A 21,540-nucleotide genomic window follows, 5' to 3' on the forward strand; every position below is an offset into this window, starting at 1 on the left:
CGCCCACTACGCGTGGGGTGTCAACTCCAGTCGACGATGATGCGGTTCAGCGGGGTGTCAAGCGCGAAGAGGCCGGCTCGCTGCTCGATCGAGGGGGCGTCGAGAGGCTGGATCTCGAACGTGGCTTCACGGCCTCGGTACTCCAGGTCCCACGCGCGGATGGCCGCAGCGACCCTTGCGGCCAGTTCATCGCTGCCGGGGCCGTGGCCGATGACCCCGAACTCCCACAGCTTGCCGCCCTCGGAGGTCTTCTTCTCCGACAGACGCCGTGCGAGGTAGGTGACGGCGCCTTTGTCGACGGTTGCGGTCGAGGAGGGGTAGGGGTCCTCGGTGAGCAAAGTGCCCTTGGCGGCTTGCGGAAAGAGCATCCGGATCAGGCCGGAGGGAAGGGAGCAGGTGAGGAACAGTTCCATCCACTCCGGCGACTCCATGGCGCGGACGGTCATGCCCGTCCACTCCTCGGTGCGCGGCTCGTGCAGGACGCCGTCGAGGGCCTCGGCGTCGATTGTCTGCCCGGCGGGGGCCTGGAGCCGTACGGTTCCGTCCGTGCTGAGCGGGATGACCCGGCGGTCGTCGTCGGCGATGCCCCGCCTGAGCGGCATGAAGGTGTTCATCTCGCTACCGAGGGACATCCACCGGCCATCGCGCTGCTCATAGGCGATGGAGCGGGACACCGTGCCCTTGAGGCGCTGCGGGACGAGAAGTCGGCCCCCGGGAGCAAGCTGCTGCAACCAGGCGTGCGGCACGCCGTGCGCGCCCACGGTGGCAATGATTCGGTCGTACGGCGCGCCTTCCGCGTAGCCGAGGGCCCCGTCTCGGGTGACCGCCTCAACGTTGGTGGTTCCGGCGGCGGACAGATGCGCACGGGCGCCCTCTACGAGGTCGTCGTCGACATCGAGCGTGGTGACGTGCCCACTCTCACCGACCAGATGGGCGAGCAGACCGGCGTTGTAACCGGTGCCTGCGCCAAGTTCGAGGACGCGCTCGCCTTGCCGGGCGTCGAGCTGGTCCAGCATGAGGGCGACCACGCCTGGCTGGGAGGCGCAGGAGATCGAGCTGCCGTCGGTGTCGTACTTGATGTGCACCGGCGCGTTGGCGTATGCGTCTTCGAGCGGCACATCGGGCACGAAAACATGACGGGGCACGGTCCGCAACGCGCTCTCCACGGCGGGAGTCCGGGCGTTTCCGTCAGCGCGGAGCTGGTCCACCAGGACGTTACGGAGGCGCTCGGCATCGGACGTCGGGGTGGTGACCATGTCGGTGCCCACCCTCTTCACGCTATCGGCGTTGGTCGTCGGCCCGGTCGGCGACGCGGTGTGGTCACTCGTTCCCATGACTGCCTCTCGTGCGATGTTGTACAGAGTGCTCTGGTCGTCCCTGAGAAGACCGGCGCGGTTGGCGTGGAAGATGATGTGGTGGGTGATGACGGCTCGCAGGCCGCGTGTGAGAGCACCCCTTTTGTCGAGGCCAGCGAGGGTGTCCCCCGCCCTCTCGAAAGCGGACACCCATGCTCCGTACCCATGGAGTGGGCCGTCCCGGAGGGACAGGCCGTGGGCATCAGCGCTCATGAGCTTCCGTACGAACGGGATCAGTTCGGCGACTCGTGCATGTGACAGAGCGCTGGTGACCGGCCGGAGGGTAGCGGCCTTCGCCCATACGTCGCCCTGCTCGAACCAGTCGAGTCCGGCGCCGCGCATCATGGCGCTCGCCAGCAGGACCGTAGTCTCCCTGCGCCCCAGGTGGTCCGGGCTCGGCTGGTAGGTGAGCAGGTGGCGGGAGTCGCTGTGGAACAGTCCATGGGCGGTGTCCATGGCGTCCGGGCCGCCAAATGCCTCGGACTCGGGTTCGTAGACAGCGGGCAGCCATGACACGACCGCCCCGTCACCCACGAGATCGCTCAACAGCGACTCAATGATCGGGGAGGGCTCGTCGGCGAGGTACCGCAGCGGCCAGGGCTGCTTGTTCATGAACCACCAGCCGGTGAGCTGCCCCGCGGTCTCGGCTGTGATCAGGGCGGGCCCGAGGCGTTCGTCGATGGTGTGCCGGGCGCTCTCGCGGTCGATGAAGGTGATGTTGTGCTGCTGCCAGTCAGGGGGCATCGAGGTCCTTCGGTCGGTGAATCAAGCAATGAGCAGGCAGGAATCCCAGGCGGACTGGGGCGGTGCGGCGGTATCGGCAGCGAGAAGAGCCAGTGCTACTCCGGCGGCTCCATCGAGCAGGCCGGGCCCCGCTCCGGTGCCGCTGACAAGGGCCGTGGCCGCGCGTTCGAGGTCCCTGTCCACCGGACAGACAGCGGCCAGAAGTCCCGGGATCGCGGCTCGGAGTCGACCGGCGGTTGAAGGGTGGGCGTCTGCGGCCGTGCGGCCGGCGATGTGGGCAAGGCCGGCGAAGCCGTGGCACAGGCCGTGGTCCGTCGTGGCTCCGAGCTGGTCCGGGTCGGTGAGAGCGGCGGCAAGCACGCTTTCCGCCGTGATCTGGCGTTCGATGTCGCTGGTAGCGAGCGCAGCAAGTTGCTGGGCGCGGGCGAGGCCGGCGGTGCCGTAACACCATGACGGCCGCCGGAGCTTGGAAGCAGCGCGGCGACCGGTACGTAGCTCGCTCCGGGTAACCCAGTACGGCCAGGTTGATCCTCGGCCTGTCTCCTGCTGCCAGCAGTCGAGCCACGTCAGGATGGTGCGCAGCGCTCTGAGGTGCCCATCCGTGACGGTGCCCTTCCGGGCGGCGAGGGCCAGAAGGGCGAGCACTCCGGCGATGCCGTGGGCCGTGCCGGTGTTGGCATGCCCACCGGGGAATCGTTCGTCCGGGCTTCCCGAGGGCCCGGTCGCAGTCCACCAACCCGGGAGGTCCTCGCCGGCTTGCCTGATCGGTTCGGTGAGGCGTACGCAGTAGTCGAGGACAGCGCGCACCACAGGGCTGCCTGAGTTCCGGCGCAGAAGGTAGGCGCCGTATCCGGTCAGGCCGCGGATGGTGTCGTACTCGGCCAGCTGCGGTAGGCATCTGGAATCGATGCGGCGATGCGCTGCGTCGAGACGGCGCCTGACGTCGATCTCGATCTGCCGGTCCATCGCGCCCAAGGCGCGTTGGTAGGAGTCAGGAAGATGGTCGGCGGCGCAGGCAAGGGCGTGGGCGAAGGCGGGCACCCCGTAGAACGGGTGGCTGTCAGGTCCGCTCGTGAGGAACCCGTGAGACGCGGCAGCGAGCCAGCCGTGCGCATGCTGCCACGGTCCGAGGCCGTTCGCGGCCCGTTCGATGTGGAGAAGCGCGATTCCGGGCGGGCCGTAGGCGAGATGTTGCCGACGTGTCTGAAGAACGGAAGGCGCCGTGCCGGGGTTGGCGAGCCGCGCAGCAACGGCACCGACCAGGCCGAGCGTCGGGAGCACGGTCACGCCGACCTCCTGCTGGTGCGGGCAGTCCACGCCAGAGCAGCAGCGCGCGCCAGGTAGAGGCACACCTCCTCCTCGGGGAAGTTCACCGCGACGTGCCGCACGAAGTGGACGTGCAGAAGGGAGGCCAGGACGTCATCGACGGCGATGCCCTGGGCGTCCGGGCCGGGAAGGTGCAGCCGGTACGCGGCGAGTGCCGCATCGCGCTCTGCCCAACCCGACACGATGGCGTCTCCACCCTGCACCTCGCGCAGGGCGGCCCAGTCGTCGGCTGGGTTCGCGAGCCGTACGGCCTCGCTGAATTGCGGGCGGGGAACGGACGCAGGCGCCGTAGGCGAGACGTGGTCGGCCAGCCAGCGCATCGCGGCTTCGGCGCTGCCGAGGAACGCAGAGGCGATGGCGACGGAATGGGCCGCCACCAGTGCGCGTTGCGCCGGTCTCTGTGGCTCTGCGAGCTGGGCAAGGACGCTGCGCGAGTCTGCCCGGAACACCTGCTCGGCCGCCTCCCAAGCGGCGCCGGAGCCCCAACGGCCCATTTCCCGATAGGAGGTGGGGTAGCGCAGATCTGCCAGTAGGCCGGCACTGCGCAGGTCGTCGGCCCACGCGCTCACGGTGCGCGCCGTCTGAGCGAAGGTTCTGCGGTCGGGAAGGGCGATACGTACGCGGAGGTGCTGCTCCGGGTCGCGGAAGCGGATGAACCACCATGGCGGGTTGCCCAGTCGTTCGAGGAGGCCGGGGAGGTGCTGGGAGAGCAAGGTGTCCTGGCGGCGAGGGTCTCCGTACAAGGCTGCGAGCAGCACCGACGAAGCGGCGGGAGTCTGCAGCTGATCCGACGAGAGGACGCGAGCCTGAGTGGGAACGGGCAGGGGCGGCCAGGACGGCGATCGGGTCGCTCTGAGCGGCACCACGATCTCGTGGGCTCGCCCGCCGCACCAGCCGTACGTTTCTGGTTCCGGGGCCTCCATGAGCACGGCCTGGTGCGAGCGGTCGAGGTGTCGGAGCAGGAGCGTCCGGTGGCCGGCTTCGTCGAGGTCGAGGAAGAGACGTCGGTCGTCCTCCACGAGGAGCACGCGGCGAGGCGATCCCCGCTGCGCCCGCCATTCGGAGAGCGCGGTGTCCCACTCAGTACGAGGGCGAGCACGACCGGGTAATTCGGACGCCTCCAGACGCCAGCGCGCCGGGCTCAGCACCGTACGCCCGTACCGCAGGCGCGGCAGGAACGGCATCGCTGCTGCGACGCCCCAGTCGAAGGCGGTGACCTGCGCGCACTGGGCGCGGGACACTTCGGTGAGGAACCGTGCCAACGGCGGAGCGTGGGTGTGCAGGTTCAGCGCGTTCATGCCGACGGCCTCCACGCGGTGCCCCCGTTCCGGAGCGGCCAGGTACATGCGGCGGCCGTCGCACCCCACGGCCAGGTCCTTCGGGGTGAGAACGGTGTCTTTCGGCGCGCGGTGCTCCTGGAGACTGATCACGGTAGGCAGCATCTGCGGGGAGCGGGTGACGTGAGTGCTCTCCGGGAGCAGCGGCGGGAAGGAGAGCTGGGCGGGCACGGTATCGCTGTCCGCGGCCGGAAGATCGGCCAGCTCTGCGGCCAGGGCCTGACGCGCGGAGGGCGCCAGTACGTCGAGGAACCGGCCTGTCGAGACGCCGGCCCCGCGCGACACGCTCACGACCTCCAGTCGGAATCGTCCGCGCTGCAGGTCCTCCGGACTGGCGGCGTGCACGCGCACCCCCACCTCCAGATGCGGTGGCAGTCGTGGCTCGTCGGGGCCCGCCTCCAAGAGGTCGATCTGTTCGTCGGTGAGCACGACCTCGTCGCAGCCGTCGAGCGCGGCACCCTGGGCCAGGCGTACGAGGGCGTCGTCGCGAGCGGAGACGCGAGGCCGACCTGGACCGGCAGGACTGCCCGGGTAGCCGTCCGGGTAGCCGGTCCCGCTGTCCGCGACGACCTCCGCGAGAGGGACCATCGTGCCGATGCCGTACCGCTCGTAGAAGCGCTGGTGGTAGGCGTTCCACTCGGCCGCCCCGTACGGGCGGGTGCTCACCCGGGTCAGGACGAAGGCGACGCGTTCGACCTCCCGGGCCACTTCCTCGGGTAGGACGAGCCGCGCATCCAACCGCAGGTCAACCGCGGCAGGGTGCCGACGCAGGCCGGGCGCGAGGGCCCGCATGCGCGCTGCGGTGCTGTCCCGGCCGCAGCGCGTGGCGTACGCCTCCAAGCCCATTCGGACCGCGTGCATCTCACGTGCCGTATCCGCTACCGACGCAAGGTCGTCGACGCCGATCGCGTCGAGTTGGCCGAGCAGGTACCCGAGGGCGTCGGTCTCGGTGCTTGGCGCGTGCAGGCTCGTGATGAGCACTCGCCTCCGTACCAGCTCCACCAGTAGACAGTGCACCTTCTCCGTACCGGCCTCGGGGAACTCCGCCCGGAGCTTTTCCGTGAGATCTCCGCAGCGAATCGGCGTCCGGGCCTCGGCGAGGACCGCACGCACCGGCTCTGTCAGGGCCAGGGATGCCTCGACCGCGCGCATCCGGTCGTCATTGGCGTCGGGTTGGAACGGCACGATGAGCCGGTCTCCCCGGCTCGTCACGGTGTTGTTGACGACGACGGGAAGTCGGTCGAGGAGTTCCGGGCAGAACTCCAGCCGTTCGACCACAGCGGCGAGCCACTCGGCCCCCGCACGGCCGACGGCCACGTGCTCCTCGCCCCAGGCCACATGCACCCGAGGGCCGAACGCTGCAGTGGTCACTCCGGCGAACAGGCCGAAGGGTGTCGCCCGGTGCTGAGCCCGCAACAGATAGCGGGCTACCGACAGCGCCGCGCGCCGAGCGTCTCGATGGGGAGGATTCTCGGCCGTACATACGGCCCGCACCTGCATGGCCAAGGCTGGGCTGGAGTGCTCCACCGCGTCGGCGATGTGCTGGTCCGCCCAAACCGCGCGAAGCCACGTCACGCAAGCAGAGGAGCCGTCGGAAGAGTGGTCATCCGGGTCAGGGCACGGAGGAACCGACAGAGACCGTCGGGCCACGGCACGCACGAGAGCGGTGGAACCGGCGCGGAAAACTGCGGGCCGAGCAACCACCGATGACCTCCATGGGCGAGGGGATGGGCGGCTGGTGCCGCCGCGCGGAGACGCGACGGCACCAGACCGAAGGTGACCTGGGGTTCGAGTCAGGCGTCAGGCGACATTGGTGGTGCAGGCGCCGCAGGTGGAACCGCAGTTGTCGTCGGTCAGGTTGACCAGACCTGCCGGGTCAGCGATCTCCACGAGCGAGACATCCAGGTCGAAGCCGTCTGATGCACCCGGAATCTGCGGGCGTACTTCGGTACGGCTGGGCACTACGGTGCTGCGCGTCATGCTGCACTCCTCTTCATCGTTGGTTGTTGCTGAGCTGGGCTGGAATGCCCACCAGGAGCCGCCAGAGGAGCTATGCCGGACGGCTGGCCCTCGGACCATCTCCTGGCCGCCCGGCACGAGGGGGCGCGGCCCGCACAGAAAGCTCTGGCCGGACCGCCCGCTCACGCCGGGAAGTCGTGTACGAGGGGCTGATCGAGCGGAGGCCGATCAATGCCCCATGAGGTAGGTGAGGGCCTGTGCCTTGAGACGATCAAGGCACAGCTCACATGCGTAGAAGGGGGCGTACTGCCCGTCCCACTGAACCGGGCCGAGCCAGATCACCCGCACTCCGGTCCGTTCGCAGCCGAGCCAGCAGTCACCGGTGATCCATGATGAATTCATCGAGGAACGGCCCTTCCCCCAGCTGGCCGAGACGGCCGATCCGGCAGCCTGGTATCTGGCGGTGCCGGCCCAGAGCTGAAACGGCGGACGGGCAGGGCCCAGAAGAAGCGAGGGCATCGCATCCGAGCTCTCACTCGTCGCCCTCGGTATGGAGTTCGGCCCAGACCTCTTTGCCCCGCAGACGTCCGCCTGCACTCTGAAGGTCACAGCCCCAGCGGTCGGCCACAGCCTCTACGAGGAACAGCCCGCGACCCGATTCGTCCTCCTCGCCCGCGTGGCTCAGCTCCGGCAGACGCGACGGTTCCTCGTCCACGATCCCGACGCGTACCCGTGTCGCAGTTGGCCGCCCGACAACGAAACAGACCTCGGGGCAAGGGGTATGCCTGGCGGCATTCGCGATCAACTCAGTGACGATCAGCTCGGCGCGGTCAGCGAGGACATCGAGGTGCCACATCCCGAGAACCCCCCGGACGAGTCTGCGTCCGGTCTCGGCCGTGGACGGCACGCACGGGAAGACTTCGCTGTAGGTGGGGTGGCTGGTGAGGACCGTCTCAACTGTCTTCTTCGGAACCGGCATGGGATGGAGCCTTCGTGTCATCTCGGCGCTCGCTCCACCCCTTGTGGCTTTTCAGGGGCGGACCGAGCCGTCAACAGCCGCTCGCGGGAAGTGGCCGACACCCAGATAACTCCGTTGTCCGGGGGGCTGGTTAGGGCGTTCAGGTGCTCGACCGACGGGCTCACCTAGGACGTTTTGACCTGCTCTTTACCTGGTGGGCAGGGAGCGTGCGGGCTACCGTGCCCGCATGGACGCGATCCGCAACACCGTCCTTGAGGCGTGGATGATCGAGCACGGATACAGCTCAAACAGCCTGGCCGACGCCGTGAACAGGGCTGTTGAAAAGCTGACGGGACACGTAGGCGGGCTCGACGGGTCATCGGTCCGGGCGTGGAAAGCGGGCCGAGTCACCTGGCCAAAGTCAGCAACACGTACCGCACTTGAGGTCGTCACCGGATTACCCGCCGTCGCCTTAGGGTTCGTGCCACGGGGCCGGCCTTCGCCCACCCCAGCGCCATCGCAGCAGGAGGAGCCCGAAATGAAGCGCCGTGCCCTCGTCGGCGGCATCGCAGCTGCGGCTGCCGCAGCAGCGTCCCCAGGGACCGCGTCACCGCGCCGAATCGGTATGAGCGACGTCAGCCGGCTGAACAAGCGCTTCGCTGAGATCATCGCCAGCGACCACCGCCACGGCGGGCAACCTGGCATCGAGGAGCGGGCCGCCGCGCTCGCCGACGAGGCGCTCAACCTCCAGAACGCAGGCAGTGCCACGCAGCGGGTTCGCAGCAGTCTCTACGCCTCCGGAGCGGCATTCCGCTCGTCTGCGATGTGGGCCGCCATCGACGGCCGGCGCTACGACGTCGCGAAGGCGCACATGCGCGAGGCCCAAGCCCTCGCGGAGATGTCGGGGGACCAGGCAATCAAGTTCCGCATCTGGAGTCACGCGGGCACCATGTACCGCCACATGGGCCGCCCCGCCGACGCGTGCGCTGCCAACGATGTCGCCCGCAATCTGCACCTCACCCGCCGTGACCCGCTGTTCGCGTCTCTCGGCCTGGCCCGCCAAGGCGCCATCCACGGTACGGCCCAGAACCGGACCGATACACGTCGCGCGTTCGAGCAGGCGCAGGACGCCATGCTGCGCGCCGATCCAGCCGACCACCGGCCGGTCTGGTTGCTCGCCTTCTACGACCAGGCCGAACTGGACTCCTTGGCCCTCTCCGCGTACCTGGCGCTCGGCGACTATCCAACCGCCGAGTACCACGCCCACCGCTGCCTGTCCTCGCTCCGGCCACACATGGCCAGGTCCCGGGCCATCACCACGACCCGTCTCGCACACGCCCTACTCGCCCAAGGCGCCGCCGAGGCCGCAACAACCACCGCGATGAAAGTCCCCGTAGACGCCGCCACCCGCCACGCCCGCGTGTCGCGCATGCTCCAAGAGTTCGGGGCCGCGCTCCGCGCCACCACCCCGCGCAGCACCACCGTCCAGAATTGGACCGAGCACACCACCACCTGGAAGACGGCCGCATGACCACGGCACTCGCCCCCGAGCTGCGCACTTTCACCAACCTGGACACCGCTCGCGGCGACCTCCTCGACGTGTACGCCGAGGTACGCGCCCCGCTGCTGCACCTGCCGAACTACGCGGTGACCGCGTTCGGCGAACGCATCGACCGGCATTCCACAGAACCAGGCTTTACGGCTGTCCTCGCATACGCGGCCGGCCAACCGGTCGGCTACGCGTACAGCAACACCATCGAGCACGGGGACCGCTACTGGCAGCGCACCAGCCCGACGCCGGCGGAGAAGTACACGAAGCGCCCGGCCGCGGCTTTGAAGGAGATCGGCGTGCACCCGGCCTGGCGCAAGACCGGCACGGCCCGCCGCATCCACGACGCCCTCCTCGCCACACGTGACGAGCCGCACGTCACGCTCATGGTCAACTCGGCCGCTGGGGACGGAAAGGTCCACTCGCTCTACAAGTCGTGGGGGTACGAGGACATAGGGCAGAGCCAGCCGTCACCAGCCTCACCTGTGCTTACCGTCATGATCCACACCAACCGTTGACCACCACGGAGGTTGGGAATGGCGGAGCAGGTGCGTGTACGCGCGCAGCGTGAAGCCGGGGCCGGAGTGGCCCAGAGAGCGCCTTGCACCTCAGCAGCCCACGGCGCGTTGGCGATCGAAAGTAAAGAGGAGAGCGATGTCCTCCCTCCGCGTTCGAGCTTGCGGACCACACCGACGGACACAGCGGCGGCCTCGGCTAACTGCTCCTGGGTCATGGCGCCGCGGAGCGCCTTCATGCGCTCCGCGGTGGTGTACTCAGACCACTGCATGATCTAGAACCTCCGCGTAATGGGCTCCACACGGACAGTACTGGGTGAGCAGTGGTGCCGACAGGTTTTGGCTGGACTGCAGTTGGGCTTACGTGACGGACGCCGCCGTCAAGCCGAGAAGTGCCTCCAGCTCGGCCACCGCGGTGTCCTCGTCCGTCGCGTGGACGGTGGCGATGCCCAGCTCGGCGGCCGGCGGGAGGTTGATCGCGTGATCATCCACGAAAACGCACCGCTCGGCCGGGAGGCCGATGAGATCGAGGGCGAGCTGATAGATGGACGGGTCGGGCTTGGCCAGCCCTACCAGCTCGGACACGACGTGTACGTCGAACACGTCCCAGACGCCGACATGTTCGTACGGGTTGAATGGGTCGAGGCCGAAGCTGTTGGACAGCAATGCGAGCCGATGGCCGGCCGCACGCGCGGAGCGGGCGAGCGCGTCCATCCGGCGAGAGACGGGCACCTCCGCCCAGGCCCGCCCCATCAGGTTCACCGGATCCACGTGCTCCCCGAGAAGAGCGGCCGTGCCCTGGTTCCACTCGGTCTGCCCTATCTCGCCGATCTCCAACGCCGTGTAGAGGCGGCGCCCTTCGGGGTGATCGTTGAGGGTGCTGCGCCACGCCCCGGGCGCCAGCCCTTCGGATACGCACCAGGCGCGGTGGACGTCGACCGGGCTGGCGGTGAGCACTCCGGCGAAGTCGAGGATCAGGCCACGCTCCTCACGCCCGCTGGCGACCCCTCTGCTGTGCGACATCCGGCGATTCTCCCCTTCCGCAGGTGGTCTCCAAGGGACGCTACCGCGCGGCGTTGCGGCCGCGTGCAGAGCCCACCACTGTCACCGCTCCCGGGTAGTCAGCAGAGTGTGTTCACGCTCCAGTCCTTGCTCTCATTCGATGCGCTGCGTCCAGTGCACCGAGCCAGGATCGCTGGCGCTGTCGCACGCACGCCGCGTTCGGCCCCTCTACGAGGCCCGCGCCCCGCCGGGCCCCACCACCACCGGCAGCCTCAGCTCCGGACAGCCCCGGCCGCCCCGGCCGTCCCCGTCGCCCCAGTCACCCCGCCGGCCCCTCCCGGACGCCACCCCGGATCGCGCCCCGTCACCGCCAGCAGGCGCTCGAAAGCGGTAGCCCCCTCCTCCACCGGGAACGGCTCACCGAACACCTTCATCTCCCGGGCCTGCGGAGCCAGCGCCGCCAGCCCCGGCCCCAGTTCGTCGAGCACGCGCTCCTCCGGCACGAAGTCCGCGCCCGTCGCCCGCGCCAGGTCCCAGGCGTGCACGGTCAGGTCGCCGAGCACCATGAGCCCCACCGTCCGGGCCGGCAGCCCCATCTGCCCGGTCGTGCCCTCCTCGACGCCCGGCACGCTCCACGCCTCCACCAGCCGGGCCGTCTCGGCACCGAACCTGGCCCGCCAGTCACCCGCCACGAACTCCGGCACCTGGCCGAAATCCACCTTCTCGCGGGCCGCGAGGGCCTGGAAGTTCACCACCACCTGGAACAGGTGGTTCACCAGCGCCCGCACGTCGTACTCGGCGCAGGGCGTACCACCGCCCAGCTGCCCGTCGTCGATCCCCCGCACGACGGGCAGGGCCCGGTCCGCGGCGGCTTCCAGCAGTTCACCGATCGTCTGTGTCATGCCTCCACCCTGCGCCCGCGCACCGCCCGACGTCTTGAAGAAACACGACACACGACAGGCGTGTGGAGGACGCGGGACTAAAATCAGGCCATGGCCGCAGGACCCCGCCGCGACACCCGGGGCATCGTCGACGCCCCGGACCTGTTCGCGCACGTGCGCTTCCGCCGCCGCGAGCCCGCCGCCGGGCTGCGCCCGTATCTGGAGCACTACTGGCTGATCGACTGGGACCTCACCGAGCCGTACGCCGCCCATGTCGTCCCGCATCCGTCGGTGAACCTGGTCTTCCAGCGGTACGAGGCCGGGGACGGCGCCCGGGAGCGGTCCGGGTACGCCGAGGTCGCGGGCGTCGACCCCGGGCTGTTCGCCCGGAAGCTGGCCGGGCGCGGCCGGGTCTGCGGGGTGCAGTTCCGGCCCGGCGGGTTCCGCCCGTTCGCACCCGGGCACCCGGTGTCCGCGTGGACCGGGCTGCGGTCCGACGCCGCCGGGGCGCTACGGCTGCCGCCGCCTGTCCGGGCCGTCCTGGACCCGGACGACGAGGACGCGCGGGTCGCGGCGCTGGACGCCTTCCTGCTGGCCCTGGAGCCCCGCCCCGATCCTCGGGCGACGCTGGCCATGGCCGTCGTCGACCGGGTGCGCACGGACCGCACGGTGCTCCGGGCCGACCATCTCGCCCGGGACGCGGGGCTCTCCGCCCGCGCCCTGCAACGGCTCTTCGCCGCGTATGTCGGCGTCGGCCCCAAGTGGGTCATCCTCCGCTACCGCGTCCACGAGGCGCTGGAACGCGCCGGGTCCGACCCGGCCGTCGACTGGGCGCGGCTCGCGGCGGACCTCGGCTACAGCGACCAGGCCCATCTGGTGCGGGACTTCACCGCGACGGTGGGCGTGCCCCCGACCGCGTACGCTCCGCGCTGACGGCGCGCGGGCGTCCGCACGCCCCGCGCGAAGCCCGGAGCATCCCCCGTACACCTCGCACGCCCCGTATGCCCCGTGCACCTCGTGCCCGACAGCCCCCACAGCCCTCGCGGCCCCCGCCTGCCCCGCAGCCCCGCCGGACCCCGCCAAATCCCTGGCAGGCCGTCCCGCCCCGGTGGCATCCTGACCGGGTGAACGGACCCGAGATCACTCTCGAAGTAGCCCCTGAGCTGCGACTCTTCGCCCCGCACGACCGCCGCGGCGGGCCCACACCCCTCGTCACGGACGGCTCCTCGACCCTCGGCCATGTCATCGAGTCCCTCGGCGTCCCGCTCACCGAAGCCGGAACGCTCCTGGTGAACGGCGCCCCGGTGGCCCGCTCGCATGTGCCCGGCCCCGGCGAGCACGTCGACGTACGCGCAGTGGAACGCCCCCAGCAGGTCCCCGGCGCACCCCTGCGCTTCCTGCTCGACGTCCATCTCGGCACGCTGGCCCGCCGGTTGCGGCTCCTGGGCGTCGACGCGGCGTACGAGAGCGAGGACATCGGCGACCCCGCCCTGGCCGCCCTCTCCGCACGGGAGCGGCGGGTCCTGCTCTCCCGGGACCGCGGGCTGCTGCGCCGCCGCGAGATCTGGGCCGGGGCGTACGTCTACAGCGACCGCCCCCCGGAGCAGCTCCGCGACGTCCTCGGCCGCTTCGCTCCGGCCCTGGCCCCGTGGACCCGCTGCACCGCGTGCAACGGCACGCTGGCCGGGGCGGCGAAGGACTCCGTGAGCGGACTGCTCGAACACGGCACCCAGGAGGCGTACGACGTGTTCGCCCAGTGCACCGCGTGCTCCCGGGTGTACTGGCGCGGCGCCCATCACGGCCACCTGGAGACGATCGTTTCCGAGGCGATGGCCGAGTTCGGGGGCGCGCCGGCCTGAGAGCTTTCCCGCGCGGCCTTCCCGCACAGCTCTCCCGCAGGGGCTTCCCGCACGGCTTCCCGCAGCGGCTTCCGGACGGATCGTGCCGACCGGGCGCGTGAGCCGCGGGCCTCGCGCGCTCTGCCGGTCGTGCCCTCCCGCGCACGGGGTGCGCCGCGCCGCCTGCCTATCCTTCTCCCCGTACCCGATGAGCAGTCCGAGGGAGATCGTCATGGCCGCCACCCCCATCGCCGTCGTCACCGGCGCGAGCAGCGGCATCGGCGCCGCCACCGCCCGTACGCTGGCCGCCGCGGGCTTCCGGGTCGTGCTGACCGCCCGCCGCAAGGACCGCGTCGAGGCGCTGGCCGCCGAGATCACCGAGGCCGGTCACCAGGCGACGGCCTACCCCCTGGACGTCACCGACCGCGCGGCGGTCGACGAGTTCGCCACCGCGTTCCGCTCCCTCGCCGTCCTCGTCAACAACGCGGGCGGGGCGCTCGGGGCCGACCCCGTCGCGACCGGCGACCCCGCCGACTGGCGCCAGATGTACGAGACCAACGTGATCGGCACGCTCAACGTCACCCAGGCCCTGCTGCCCGCCCTCACCGCGAGCGGCGACGGCACGATCGTGATCCTCTCCTCCACCGCGGCGCTGTCCGCGTACGAGGGCGGCGGCGGTTACGTGGCGGCCAAGCACGGCGAGCACGTCCTGGCCGAGACCCTGCGGCTGGAGATCGTCGGCACCCCGGTCCGCGTCATCGAGGTGGCCCCCGGCATGGTCAGGACCGAGGAGTTCGCCACCACCCGCTTCCGCGGCGACACGGAGAAGGCCGCCAAGGTCTACGCGGGCGTCGACGCACCGCTCACCGCCGAGGACGTGGCCGACACGATCGGCTGGGCCGTCACCCGCCCCAGCCACGTCAACATCGACCTCCTGGTGGTCCGCCCCCGCGCCCAGGCCTCCAACACGAAGGTCCACCGCACCGGGTGAAGCCGAATCGCCCCTTCGGGGGCGGGGTGACGCCCCGCTCGGCGACGAGCACCGGGGGGGGGCGTGCGGGGTGGTCGTGCGGGGTGATCGCGCAGCGCGCTCCGGGCGTCAGCGCCGCCACCTCCCAGCTGGGCAGGTCGGCCTCGCGGGCGGTTCCGTAGTCCGTGGTGAGGCGCAGCCGGGTCGTGAGGCCGAGGAAGGTCGCCACCCGTACAGAGCCGGCGCGGGAGCCTCCCGCCGGCCGGCGCGCGCCGGGCGCCCCCGGCGCGCGGGCCCTCGTCCCGGGCGCCCCCGGCCGCGTCGTGTTAGGAAGGAAGCGCCCCCGGCCGCCGTACCGGCCGAAAGCCCACGAGGGAGCGGTGCGCGATGAAGCTGGTGGTGCAGGAGTTCCTGACGCTCGACGGCGTCTCCCAGGGCCCCGGGTCCCCCGACGAGGACACCAGCGACGGGTTCACCCGGGGCGGCTGGTTCGTGCCGCATTTGGACGAGGAGTTCGAGCGGCAGGCGGGCGAGTGGCTCGGCGAGGCGGACGCCTTCCTGTTCGGCCGGCGCACCTACGAGAACTTCGCCCGGGACTGGCCGCGCATGACCGACCACCCCTTCGCCGGCATCCTGAACGGCCTGCCGAAGTACGTGGCCTCGAACACGCTGACCGAGGCCACGTGGGACCCGACCACAATCCTCTCCGGCGACATCCCCGCCCAGGTGGCCGAGGTGAAGCGGCGCCCCGGCCGGGACCTCCAGATCCACGGCAGCGCCCGCCTGGCGCAGTCGCTGCTGGCCGCGGGCCTGGTCGACGAACTGCGCCTGGCCATCGCCCCGGTCGTGGTGGGCGAGGGCCGCAGACTGTTCCCGGACGGCGGCGCCCCGGCCGGCCTGCGGCTCCTCAGCCACCGGACGACCCCGGCCGGGGTCTCCGTACACGTCTTCACGGCCACGGGACCACCGGACTACGCGACGTACGGGGGCGGGGCGTAGCCGGACTCAGCCCTTCACGCACACCAGCTGCTTGAGCTTCGCGACGACCTGGACCAGGTCCCGCTGCTGATCGATGACCTGCTCGATCGGCTTGTACGCTCCGGGGATCTCGTCCACGACACCGGAGTCCTTACGGCACTCCACGCCCTGCGTCTGCTCCTCCAGGTCCTTGGTGGAGAAGCGCTTCTTCGCCGCGTTCCGGCTCATCCGGCGCCCCGCGCCGTGCGACGCCGAGTTGAAGGACTTCTCGTTGCCGAGGCCCTTCACGATGTACGAACCGGTGCCCATGGACCCCGGGATGATCCCGAAGTCGCCGGACCCCGCCCGGATCGCGCCCTTGCGGGTGACCAGCAGGTCCATGCCCTCGTACCGCTCCTCCGCCACGTAGTTGTGGTGGCAGGAGATGACCTGCTCGAAGGTGACCCGGGCCTTCTTGAACTCCTTGCGGACCACGTCCTGGAAGAGTCCCATCATGATCGCCCGGTTGAACTTCGCGTACTCCTGCGCCCAGAAGAGGTCGTTGCGGTACGCGGCCATCTGCGGGGTGTCCGCGATGAAGACCGCCAGGTCGCGGTCGATCAGGCCCTGGTTGTGCGGCAGCTTCTGTGCCTGGCCGATGTGGAAGTCGGCCAGCTCCTTGCCGATGTTCCGCGAGCCGGAGTGCAGCATCAACCAGACAAAACCGGTCTCATCGAGACAGAACTCGATGAAATGATTACCTGATCCGAGCGTTCCCATCTGCTTCGTGGCACGCTCCTGACGGAATTTGACCGCATCGGCGATCCCCCCGAACCGCCCCCAGAAGTCGTCCCATCCCGACGTCGGGAACCCGTGCAGCTTCCCCGGGTCCACCACGTCGTCGTGCATCCCCCGGCCGACCGGAATGGCCTGCTCGATCTTGGAACGCAGCCGCGACAGGTCGCCGGGAAGGTCGTTCGCGGTGAGGGACGTCCGGACGGCCGACATCCCGCAGCCGATGTCCACCCCGACCGCCGCCGGGCACACAGCGCCCTGCATCGCGATCACCGACCCGACCGTCGCCCCCTTGCCGAAGTGGACGTCCGGCATGACGGCGAGGCCCTTGATCCACGGCAGCGTGGAGACGTTGCGCAGCTGCTGCATCGCCACGTCCTCGACCGACGCGGGGTCCGCCCACATCCGGATGGGAACCTTCGCTCCGGGCACCTCTACGTACGACATAACTCCTCGATTCCCCCGAAAAGACTGAAAGCGCAAAACCGGTGCCAAGATCGGCAAACCTGTCGGCCGACCGGCATTCACAGCGGCGCGTGCGATACACATTGTGTCCATCGGCCGCCTTCGGGCGGCAACCCGTTTTCCGTACCGAAGGGAGCCTGAAACGGTGCGAGACATGGCGTACGTACCCGGCGTCGCGCTTCTGGCAGCGCTCGTCGTCGGCTGCAGCGCCGGCTCCGACAGCAACGCGAACGGCGCCGACAGCAAGGCGGGCAGCCCGACGGTCACCCCCGCACCCCCGGGCAAGTACGAGACCCTGCCCGCCCCCTGCCGCGCCGTGCCGCGCGGCACGCTGAAGGACCTGCTGCCGGGCGCCGCGGAACTGCCCGGGGACCAGCAGGAGAAGGTGTTCCGGGGATCGGCGTCCGTCACGTACGACACCGACCGCAAGGTCGGCTGCAGCTGGAAGTCCGACGCGCCGAACGCCACCCGGAGCCTCTCCATCGACTTCGAGCGCGTCGTCTCGTACGACCCCGCGGTCAGCGACGACGACCGCGCCGACACGGTCTACGCGAAGAAGGCGAAGGCCGCCGGCCTGTCGTCGTCGACGGCCCCCGGGCCGGACGCGGAGAAGAACACCGGGGCCACGGGCGAAAAGGAGAAGGGCAAGGGCGCCGACGCGGAGAAGACGGAGGGCGTCACGGCCTCGGCGGCCCCCTCCTCCTCGTCCTCACCCTCCGGAGACGGCGGCGGAGACGGCAGCGGGGGCGGCGACGGGGGTGGCGGCACCGGCCCGGAGGGCGCCCTTCCCTCCCGCGTCCTCGACAACCTCGGAGATGCCGCGTTTCTGCACAATCTGCCCACACGGGCAGGTTCCACCGCACAGCGCCGCACGGTGAGCGTGGTATTCCGCACATCGAACGTGGTCGTGACCGTCCGGTACGCCGAGCAGCCGGCCCTCGTCACCCAGGTGCCCGACACCAGGGAACTCCAGGAGAAGGCCCAGGCACTGGCCCGGAAGCTGGCCGAGACGCTCAGCGAATAGACCCCGCCCGACGGGCCCCCACCGGCCGGATGCCGGTCCCAGGGGGCCCTCGGCGGCGACACGGGACGGCCTCCGGCCGTCGTACGGTGGCTGTCCTAAAGACGCACCGACCCGCTGAAGACGCACCGACCCGCTACCGAGCCCACCCGTACACCGCACGAACCGAGACCTCCAGCACCGAGAGCTCCGTGCCATCCGAGTGAAGGAACCATGCACCGATCAGCCCCGCGCCTGTCCCGCATCCTCGCCTGCGCCGCCGTTCCGGTGATGCTCGTAGCCGTCGGCTGCTCGTCGGACTCCGGCTCCGACAGCAAGAAGAACGCGGGCTCCTCGTCGTCCGGCACCGCCAGCGCCAAGCCCACGGAGCCCACCGTCGAAGCGGCGAGGTTCGCCGATCTGCCCGACCCGTGCGCCTCGATCGACAAAAAGACGATCAAGGACCTGGTGCCCGGGGCGAAGAAGAAGAACGGGACGGCAGGCCGGTCCAACGACCTGGCGGCCCGCGGCAGTTGCTCCTGGAACGGCCTGGACGACAAGGGCGTCGACGGCTCGCAGTACCGCTGGCTGGACGTCGGCTTCACCCGCTTCGATTCGGACCAGTCGCTGGGCAGCGGCGCCAAGCGCGCCACCGCCGAGTACGCGAAGCAGGTCACCAAGGCGAAGGCCTCCGAGGGGGCCGAGAAGGTCGCCGCCGAGCCCACCGCCGGCATCGGCGAGGAGGCCACCACCGTGACCTACGGCCTCAGCAAGACGGACGAGGACTTCGCGTACGCCACCGTCGTGGCCCGCACGGGCAATGTCGTCGTCACTCTGACGTACAACGGCGCGGGTTACGCGGGCGCCAAGACGCCGTCGTCCGCGAGCATCGTCAAGGGCGCCCACAAGGCGGCGAAGGAAGCGGTCGCCGCTGTCGCCGAAACCGACGACGCCAAGGTCACGCCCCCGGCGAAGGGCGGCTCCGACGACAGCAAGAAGGACAGCACGAAGGACAGCACGAAGGACGCGGCCAAGGGCAGCGACAGCGACAGCGACGACCCCAAGTCGACGGCGAAGCCGAAGGCGAAGTCGAGCTGACGCCCCGCCCCGGCGTCCGGACGCACCACGTGACCTGAGCGGCCCACCCCGCCGGCCGGACGCACCCCCTCCCACCACCGCTTTTCCCGCGCCCGGCCCCCCTTGGGGCCGGGTTTCGCACGTTGGGGCACGCTCCGGAATATGCGGCTGTCACCTTCATGCCAACTCTCTCCCCGTTCCGTTCGGATCGCGGTGGGCGCGGTTACGCTCCACGGCGAACCTCGAGGAAAGGCAAGGGAATTGCGCCATCGAATCGCACTCGCCGCCGCACTCACGACCGGCCTTCTCGCGCTCACGGCCGCCTCCGCCACCGCGGCGCCGAGCGAGGTGGGGAAGACGGCGTCCGGCGACGCCCGAGCCTGCGCGGACGTGAAGCTGTCCGGCGCCCTGCCCGTACCGCCCGCGGGCATGTCCGTGCGGCAGGACGTCTCCATCGGCCCCGACTGCACTCCGGTGCTCGGCCCCGCACGGCTGGTGCCGAAGGCCGGCCCGGCGGTGAACGCGCAGGCGGCTCCGGCCGCCGCCGCCCTGGTCGACCGGCAGGTCCGGAGCTGGTCGGAGATGTACGACTGCTGCAACATCCGGATGACGGGCCTCTACACGACGTCCGACTGGAGCTCCGACGGCACCGTGGTCACCGCCTCCTCCACCGACGCGACCCAGCAGTGGAACCGTGAACCGTGGAACGCGGGCTGGTCGCTGAAGTCCTCGGGCAAGTCCGCCGACTGCGTCGCGAACTGCGCGGTCTCCACCAACGTGGCCAACGCCTCGTTCTCCTACCAGGGGATTTTCGACCCGACGGGCACCGTCTACGCCAACACACACCGTTCCACCGTGGCGCTCAAGGCCGACGGGACCGCGTCCTGCACCTTCGAGGTCGACCTGAAGAACACCTTCGTCGGCTGGAACTGGCAGCGCGGCTGCGAGTGACTCTTCGGCGGTGGCGACCCCCCATGCCGCCACCGCCGAAGCCCCCGCCCCCACGGAAGCCCGGCCCCGCCCAAGCCCGGCCCCACTGAAGCCCGGTCGCCGCCGGAACCACGGCCCCCGCCGAAGCCACGGCCCCCGCCGAAGCTCCCGCCGCCCCCCGAAGTCCCGGTCTTTCAGGCCGGTTTACTCCGCTCTCCGCCGGATCGCCCCGAGCCCGCCCGACCCCGAGAACAGCCTGACGGCTCCTCCCCGCGCAACGCGACTCGCACACATGTGCCAGGCTGTGCCATCGCCGGGCGTCCGATGTCCGGCCGAAAAACAACGCCGGCCGCCGAAGCCGGGTCCGGGTACAGAGGTCGGGGAGGGGATCGCGCGTGGCCGCGATGCAGCTGACACGCACGCACCGCATACTCATCGGGGTCGTCATCGCCGGTGCGGTGCTCATCGCCGCGATCGGTTTCGCGGGTTCCTACGCCGCCGTGCGCGAACTCGCGGAGGACAAGGGCTTCGGGTCGTTCTCCCTGGTCTTCCCCATCGGCATCGACGCGGGCATCTGCGTCCTGCTCGCCCTGGACCTCCTGCTCACCTGGATGCGGATCCCGTTCCCGCTGCTGCGCCAGACGGCGTGGCTGCTGACCGCCGCGACGATCGCGTTCAACGGCGCCGCCTCCTGGCCCGACCCGCTGGGCACCGCGATGCACGCGGTGATCCCGGTGCTGTTCGTCGTCTCCGTCGAGGCCGCCCGGCACGCGGTCGGCCGGATCGCGGACATCACGGCCGACAAGCACATGGAGGGCGTGCGCCTCACGCGCTGGCTGCTCTCCCCCGTCCCCACGTTCAAGCTGTGGCGGCGGATGAAGCTGTGGGAGCTGCGCAGTTACGAGCAGGTCATCAAGCTCGAACAGGACCGGCTGATCTACCAGGCCCGGCTCCAGGCCCGTTTCGGCCGCAGTTGGCGGCGCAAGGCCCCGGTCGAGGCGATGATGCCGCTGCGCCTGGCGAAGTACGGCGTCCCGCTCGCCGAGACCGCCCCGGCCGGGCTCGCCGCCGCCGGCATCGAACCGGCTCTGCTGCCGCCGGTGCCCGTCGAGGCCGACCGCCCGAAGGCCGAACTGCGCCCCGCCGGGCCGGACCGGGCCGCCGAGCCCGTTCACGCCGAGTTGCCGTACGGACCGCAGCCCGGCACCGAGCACGGGCAGCAGGACGGCCAGGAGCACGGCCAGCAGGACGGCCACGGGCACGGCCGGCACGACCAGGGCCGGCACCCGGAGGACGCCCAGCCCCAGCCCCAGCCCCAGCCCCAAGAGCCCCACCCCGCCTCGCTCCAGAAGCAGGACCCGCCCGTCCCGCCCACCCACGACAGCCCCTGGTTCGCCGCGCAGAAGCTGCCGGACAACGGCCACGAGAGCGCGTACGACCCGCAGCACGTCGAGGGCCCGGAGCCGGGCCCGGTCCAGATCCCCGCGGGCCCCGGCCGCACCCGGCCGCTCGGTGACGTCGGCACGATCGGCGCGCTCCCGCACCCCCGCCAGGAGGAGCAGGCCCCCGAGCCGCCGGAGGTCCCCGATCCGGAGGAGGCCCCGCAGGTGGAGCAGTGGCCCATGGAGGACACCGACTTCGCCCGGGAGGCGTACGAGGTGTTCAGCGAGTACACCGACGCGCAGGGGCAGTACCCGTCCGTGGAGGTCCTGGACATCCACCTCGCCGACACGCGCAACGTCCGCCACCCGCGCTCGACGGAGCTGCTCCAGCAGCTGATGCCGCAGTTCAGGGACGCCTACGCGCAGCGGCCGACCGCCGAGCAGCCCGCCTGAGGCACCGGCGTACGACAGACGGCGGAGGGCCGCCGCCCGGGAGTGGT

The 21,540-nt window shown here is 70.6% G+C and carries 19 protein-coding genes; 10 read left to right on the plus strand and 9 right to left on the minus strand.

Going from position 1 to position 21,540, the window contains the following annotated elements:
• Nucleotides 1–20: 20 nt before the first annotated feature.
• The 5 genes from fxlM to PSQ21_RS13570 all read right to left on the minus strand — a co-directional run bounded on the left by fxlM (nt 21) and on the right by PSQ21_RS13570 (nt 7,700).
• On the minus strand, nt 21–2,099 hold the full coding sequence (gene fxlM / locus PSQ21_RS13550; RefSeq protein ID WP_274030759.1) for a methyltransferase, FxLD system: 2,079 nt from the start codon (nt 2,097–2,099) through the stop codon (nt 21–23).
• 21 nt (nt 2,100–2,120) lie between these two features.
• Nucleotides 2,121–3,416 carry a lanthionine synthetase C family protein gene (locus PSQ21_RS13555; RefSeq protein WP_443334388.1) on the minus strand — a complete coding sequence of 432 codons (1,296 nt, stop codon included), beginning with the start codon at nt 3,414–3,416 and terminating at the stop codon, nt 2,121–2,123.
• Nucleotides 3,383–6,337 carry a lantibiotic dehydratase gene (locus PSQ21_RS13560; protein ID WP_274030761.1) on the minus strand — a complete coding sequence of 985 codons (2,955 nt, stop codon included), beginning with the start codon at nt 6,335–6,337 and terminating at the stop codon, nt 3,383–3,385. The genes PSQ21_RS13555 and PSQ21_RS13560 overlap by 34 nt, the downstream gene beginning before the upstream one ends.
• A gap of 225 nt (nt 6,338–6,562) precedes the next feature.
• Nucleotides 6,563–6,742 (minus strand): FxLD family lanthipeptide, encoded by a 180-nt coding sequence (locus tag PSQ21_RS13565; RefSeq protein ID WP_016825826.1) that lies wholly within the window; start codon nt 6,740–6,742, stop codon nt 6,563–6,565.
• Nucleotides 6,743–7,253: 511 nt separating this feature from the next.
• The gene (locus tag PSQ21_RS13570) at nt 7,254–7,700 is read right to left on the minus strand and encodes an ATP-binding protein (RefSeq protein WP_274030762.1); all 447 of its coding nucleotides are present in this window, start codon (nt 7,698–7,700) and stop codon (nt 7,254–7,256) included.
• Between the two features lie 226 nt (nt 7,701–7,926).
• On the opposite strand from PSQ21_RS13570, the gene PSQ21_RS13575 reads away from it, so the two are divergent.
• Nucleotides 7,927–9,210, plus strand: coding sequence for an XRE family transcriptional regulator (locus tag PSQ21_RS13575; RefSeq protein ID WP_274030763.1), 1,284 nt, complete (start codon nt 7,927–7,929; stop codon nt 9,208–9,210).
• A complete protein-coding gene (locus PSQ21_RS13580; protein ID WP_274030764.1) occupies nt 9,207–9,746 on the plus strand; it encodes a GNAT family N-acetyltransferase in 540 nt (179 codons plus the stop codon). The genes PSQ21_RS13575 and PSQ21_RS13580 overlap by 4 nt, the downstream gene beginning before the upstream one ends.
• Here the strand turns inward: PSQ21_RS13580 and PSQ21_RS13585 are convergent.
• The 3 genes from PSQ21_RS13585 to PSQ21_RS13595 form a co-directional block, all read right to left on the minus strand.
• Nucleotides 9,656–10,015, minus strand: a complete 360-nt coding sequence (locus PSQ21_RS13585) for a helix-turn-helix domain-containing protein (RefSeq protein WP_337961671.1) — start codon at nt 10,013–10,015, stop codon at nt 9,656–9,658. The genes PSQ21_RS13580 and PSQ21_RS13585 overlap by 91 nt on opposite strands.
• Nucleotides 10,016–10,103: 88 nt before the next feature.
• A complete protein-coding gene (locus tag PSQ21_RS13590) occupies nt 10,104–10,766 on the minus strand; it encodes an HAD-IA family hydrolase (RefSeq protein WP_274030765.1) in 663 nt (220 codons plus the stop codon).
• Between the two features lie 251 nt (nt 10,767–11,017).
• Nucleotides 11,018–11,647, minus strand: coding sequence for a TIGR03086 family metal-binding protein (locus PSQ21_RS13595; protein ID WP_274030766.1), 630 nt, complete (start codon nt 11,645–11,647; stop codon nt 11,018–11,020).
• 90 nt (nt 11,648–11,737) lie between these two features.
• Between PSQ21_RS13595 and PSQ21_RS13600 the strand changes: the two genes are divergently transcribed.
• From PSQ21_RS13600 to PSQ21_RS13615, 4 genes are all read left to right on the plus strand, one after another.
• Nucleotides 11,738–12,559, plus strand: coding sequence for a helix-turn-helix domain-containing protein (locus PSQ21_RS13600; protein ID WP_274030767.1), 822 nt, complete (start codon nt 11,738–11,740; stop codon nt 12,557–12,559).
• 191 nt (nt 12,560–12,750) lie between these two features.
• Nucleotides 12,751–13,485, plus strand: a complete 735-nt coding sequence (locus PSQ21_RS13605; RefSeq protein ID WP_274030768.1) for a Mut7-C RNAse domain-containing protein — start codon at nt 12,751–12,753, stop codon at nt 13,483–13,485.
• Nucleotides 13,486–13,696: 211 nt separating this feature from the next.
• Complete coding sequence (locus PSQ21_RS13610; RefSeq protein ID WP_274030769.1) at nt 13,697–14,455, plus strand: SDR family NAD(P)-dependent oxidoreductase; 759 nt, start codon at nt 13,697–13,699, stop codon at nt 14,453–14,455.
• A gap of 366 nt (nt 14,456–14,821) precedes the next feature.
• Nucleotides 14,822–15,433 (plus strand): dihydrofolate reductase family protein, encoded by a 612-nt coding sequence (locus PSQ21_RS13615; protein ID WP_274030770.1) that lies wholly within the window; start codon nt 14,822–14,824, stop codon nt 15,431–15,433.
• A 6-nt stretch (nt 15,434–15,439) separates the two neighbouring features.
• Here PSQ21_RS13615 and PSQ21_RS13620 read toward each other — a convergent pair whose 3' ends face one another.
• Nucleotides 15,440–16,633: an RtcB family protein gene (locus tag PSQ21_RS13620; RefSeq protein ID WP_274030771.1), complete on the minus strand. Its 1,194-nt coding sequence runs from the start codon at nt 16,631–16,633 to the stop codon at nt 15,440–15,442.
• Nucleotides 16,634–16,805: 172 nt separating this feature from the next.
• On the opposite strand from PSQ21_RS13620, the gene PSQ21_RS13625 reads away from it, so the two are divergent.
• The 4 genes from PSQ21_RS13625 to PSQ21_RS13640 all read left to right on the plus strand — a co-directional run bounded on the left by PSQ21_RS13625 (nt 16,806) and on the right by PSQ21_RS13640 (nt 21,493).
• Nucleotides 16,806–17,675, plus strand: coding sequence for a DUF3558 domain-containing protein (locus tag PSQ21_RS13625; protein WP_274030772.1), 870 nt, complete (start codon nt 16,806–16,808; stop codon nt 17,673–17,675).
• Between the two features lie 210 nt (nt 17,676–17,885).
• A complete protein-coding gene (locus tag PSQ21_RS13630) occupies nt 17,886–18,749 on the plus strand; it encodes a DUF3558 domain-containing protein (RefSeq protein WP_274030773.1) in 864 nt (287 codons plus the stop codon).
• A 240-nt stretch (nt 18,750–18,989) separates the two neighbouring features.
• Nucleotides 18,990–19,679 carry a hypothetical protein gene (locus tag PSQ21_RS13635; RefSeq protein WP_274030774.1) on the plus strand — a complete coding sequence of 230 codons (690 nt, stop codon included), beginning with the start codon at nt 18,990–18,992 and terminating at the stop codon, nt 19,677–19,679.
• A gap of 374 nt (nt 19,680–20,053) precedes the next feature.
• Nucleotides 20,054–21,493, plus strand: a complete 1,440-nt coding sequence (locus PSQ21_RS13640; protein ID WP_274030775.1) for a DUF2637 domain-containing protein — start codon at nt 20,054–20,056, stop codon at nt 21,491–21,493.
• Nucleotides 21,494–21,540 lie beyond the last annotated feature (47 nt).

It is taken from the genome of Streptomyces sp. MMBL 11-1 (assembly GCF_028622875.1).
In the GTDB taxonomy this organism is placed as follows: domain Bacteria; phylum Actinomycetota; class Actinomycetes; order Streptomycetales; family Streptomycetaceae; genus Streptomyces.

Excerpts from the sequence above, each read along its gene's own strand:
- fxlM (WP_274030759.1), bottom strand. The coding sequence starts at position 2,099 with ATGCCCCCTGACTGGCAGCAGCACAACATCACCTTCATCGACCGCGAG.
- PSQ21_RS13565 (WP_016825826.1), bottom strand. The coding sequence starts at position 6,742 with ATGACGCGCAGCACCGTAGTGCCCAGCCGTACCGAAGTACGCCCGCAG.
- PSQ21_RS13570 (WP_274030762.1), bottom strand. The coding sequence starts at position 7,700 with ATGCCGGTTCCGAAGAAGACAGTTGAGACGGTCCTCACCAGCCACCCC.
- PSQ21_RS13575 (WP_274030763.1), top strand. The coding sequence starts at position 7,927 with ATGGACGCGATCCGCAACACCGTCCTTGAGGCGTGGATGATCGAGCAC.
- PSQ21_RS13580 (WP_274030764.1), top strand. The coding sequence starts at position 9,207 with ATGACCACGGCACTCGCCCCCGAGCTGCGCACTTTCACCAACCTGGAC.
- PSQ21_RS13585 (WP_337961671.1), bottom strand. The coding sequence starts at position 10,015 with ATGCAGTGGTCTGAGTACACCACCGCGGAGCGCATGAAGGCGCTCCGC.
- PSQ21_RS13590 (WP_274030765.1), bottom strand. The coding sequence starts at position 10,766 with ATGTCGCACAGCAGAGGGGTCGCCAGCGGGCGTGAGGAGCGTGGCCTG.
- PSQ21_RS13595 (WP_274030766.1), bottom strand. The coding sequence starts at position 11,647 with ATGACACAGACGATCGGTGAACTGCTGGAAGCCGCCGCGGACCGGGCC.
- PSQ21_RS13600 (WP_274030767.1), top strand. The coding sequence starts at position 11,738 with ATGGCCGCAGGACCCCGCCGCGACACCCGGGGCATCGTCGACGCCCCG.
- PSQ21_RS13610 (WP_274030769.1), top strand. The coding sequence starts at position 13,697 with ATGGCCGCCACCCCCATCGCCGTCGTCACCGGCGCGAGCAGCGGCATC.
- PSQ21_RS13615 (WP_274030770.1), top strand. The coding sequence starts at position 14,822 with ATGAAGCTGGTGGTGCAGGAGTTCCTGACGCTCGACGGCGTCTCCCAG.
- PSQ21_RS13620 (WP_274030771.1), bottom strand. The coding sequence starts at position 16,633 with ATGTCGTACGTAGAGGTGCCCGGAGCGAAGGTTCCCATCCGGATGTGG.
- PSQ21_RS13625 (WP_274030772.1), top strand. The coding sequence starts at position 16,806 with ATGGCGTACGTACCCGGCGTCGCGCTTCTGGCAGCGCTCGTCGTCGGC.
- PSQ21_RS13630 (WP_274030773.1), top strand. The coding sequence starts at position 17,886 with ATGCACCGATCAGCCCCGCGCCTGTCCCGCATCCTCGCCTGCGCCGCC.